At 37.6% G+C, this 2,529-nt stretch carries 1 protein-coding gene; it reads right to left on the reverse strand.

The genetic code is table 11. From position 1 onward, the window contains the following. Positions 1 to 411 precede the first annotated feature (411 nt). Positions 412 to 2,244: a B12-binding domain-containing radical SAM protein gene (locus AC4MRQ_RS25615; RefSeq protein WP_491200576.1), complete on the reverse strand. Its 1,833-nt coding sequence runs from the start codon at positions 2,242 to 2,244 to the stop codon at positions 412 to 414. Positions 2,245 to 2,529: the final 285 nt, after the last annotated feature.

Genomic DNA, 2,529 nt, shown 5'->3' on the forward strand with positions numbered 1-2,529 from the left:
TCACCCTGCGCTGTTATGTATAGGCTTCCGCTAAGGCGGAACAAGCACTACAGGCTAGACTGAGAGCGATACTTAATAGTCCTGAAGGGACGATACATATTAGCATAGTCCGTTAGGGCTATGTTTAAATAGATAAAGGGATTGAGGGCTCAAGTCCGATACATATATATTCTAGCTTGGTTTCAACTGTTCATTGGCATTATTAATCGATAAGTTAAGTTACAACAGTTCGTTACTAAAATGATCTGATTGGAGTTTCTTTAACGAACCAAACGGATACCTGGCATTAGCTATGTAATCGTTTATGAAGCAGTAGAAACTTCTGAAAAAACGCTTTATTGCAGTTGTTTTCGTGTAGTTTTTGTTTTATCCCGAACTCGACGTGAAATTTTGGATCCGGGTTATTAAATCTCATACTCCTAACGCAGAAATAATATTAGAATAATTCGCATTACAATAGATCAAATAACTCTGTCGTAGATTCGAAAGAATTTCTTTAAGTCTTACTTCTGTAATACCCGGAAATTGATCTTTGGCTGTTATCAACAACTTATCGAACGCAAACACCTGTTGCTCCGTTGCCTTAAGTACAAAGGAATATTCAGGCTCGCCGAATACGATATTCTCAATCTCCTCATCATTACAATATTCAGTATAGTAATAAATACCATTGTGCTCCTGTACCTTATAGCTGAATCGATTGCTCTTGTAATAGTTTTCCACCTCTTTTAGCTTATCCCATTCGCGGGCATTGGCTGGCACATCACGTTTATATCTGAACAAATGAAAGCGATCCTTATAATTAGAAAAAGAATCAGGCAAGAGGTAAGATAAATCATCGCTGTTGTAATGCTCCAATTCATTATCAGGCATTAGCCTGTAATATTTAGACATGGACGAAAGCACCAATGGTACATAGTCGTGAGAAAAGGAAATAACAGAGTCACCATAAAAGAAGCGCAAAAAATGCAGGTTATCTATGCATTCCTGAACATCTTCTTCTGTTTCTCCCGGTATATGCTTAATGACATTAACGACCGGATTAATACCATTTTTAATAGCATACTTGATAAAAAACACATTATCGGAGAAGGTGTTGCTCTTATTCATCTTCGAGAGCAAATTGTCCGAAAGGCCGTCGTAACCTATAAACAGGTTTTTAAATCCTGCAATTGTCATCTTCTCCATTAATTTCGCATTGTAATGGGCATTGGGAATCAGCTCTGCCCAAAAGGAGAAGTCTTCTTCACTTCTATATCTTAAATCAATAATAAGCTCCAGTAAACGATCGAAATGTTTTAGGCTGCCAAAGGTATCGCTATCCACAAAAGTAAAGGTGCTGATTCCATATTGTTGATTTAAGTGCTCTATTTCTCTAACCACACATTCAGGGCTTCTGGCGCGCAGTTTATAGCCCTGGTTAAAGTCACAGAAGTTGCAGCGATGCCAATGGCACGAACGGATGGAGTTGATTGGTATACTTATCTGCTCATTATCTTCGTCTTTAGGGAAAGTATCAAAATAATCTTCATAGTTGGGATATATGTAGTTCTCGAAATCCAGATATTGACTTTGTTTGGTCGAAGACTGCACTAATTCATCTTTTCGGCGATAAATTAAACGAGGAACCAATGTCAAATCAGGATTGTCACTGGCTTGCTGTTCAATCAGATTTAGTAAAGGGTATTCACCTTCACCCCATGTGGCATAATCAAAAGCCGAACACAACTTCATGGCTTCATGAGCCACTTTTTCACCACCAAATCCACCAATTATGATCTTCACATGAGGCGCAACTTTTTTAACTTCTTCGGCCAGTAACATGCCTGGAATCCACTGATTGTATTTTGCTGTGATTCCAAACAAAGTGATCTTACTAAAATCAATGGTTTGCAATTCCTCACGAATGACAGAATAAATCTCCTCCTTCGCCTCTGAAAGAAAGTCACCGTAATAATTAGCATCCAAACTCTTATGCTCAGGATCTACACGCTGTAGCAATGACAATATCCTTCTATTGCCTTTCGTGTTTTGATGACGATCATTCAGAATGGATAAGAAAGGTAATAGTCGTATTTCGGTGTCCTCACTATCCGTATAATCCGACATAACGGACAGGCAGAAATTCCAATACTTCACATTTGTTTCCACGCCGTTTTGCTCCATAAAAGCTTTCAGAATAGAAAGCGAGATAGAAGGGCTATAGATATCGGCAGGTGGTAAACAATTTAAAAGTATCGACATTGCAGATTATATAAGAATTGTATTAATAATTGTCACAAATGTACGGCATCAGTATTGAATACAAAAAGATTCAATTGTCAACAGCAAGGCAGCAATTTTCTACATTGCATTAGTCCAATGCCCAATTAACTTGATTTATGTCTATTAGTCGAACGACGAGTGATACCGTAATACTGGTTTGCTGATCCAATTCACAGGGAAATCGCTTTTAAACAGTAATTAAAATTTTGGAACCACAAATATACTCTAATAAAAAACAAGATTTTAAGCCACTTTTTCATTGGA

This window comes from Carboxylicivirga sp., assembly GCF_982718395.1.

Bases quoted from the DNA above. Each gene is read 5' to 3' on its own strand.
- AC4MRQ_RS25615 (WP_491200576.1), bottom strand. From the start codon at position 2,244: ATGTCGATACTTTTAAATTGTTTACCACCTGCCGATATCTATAGCCCT.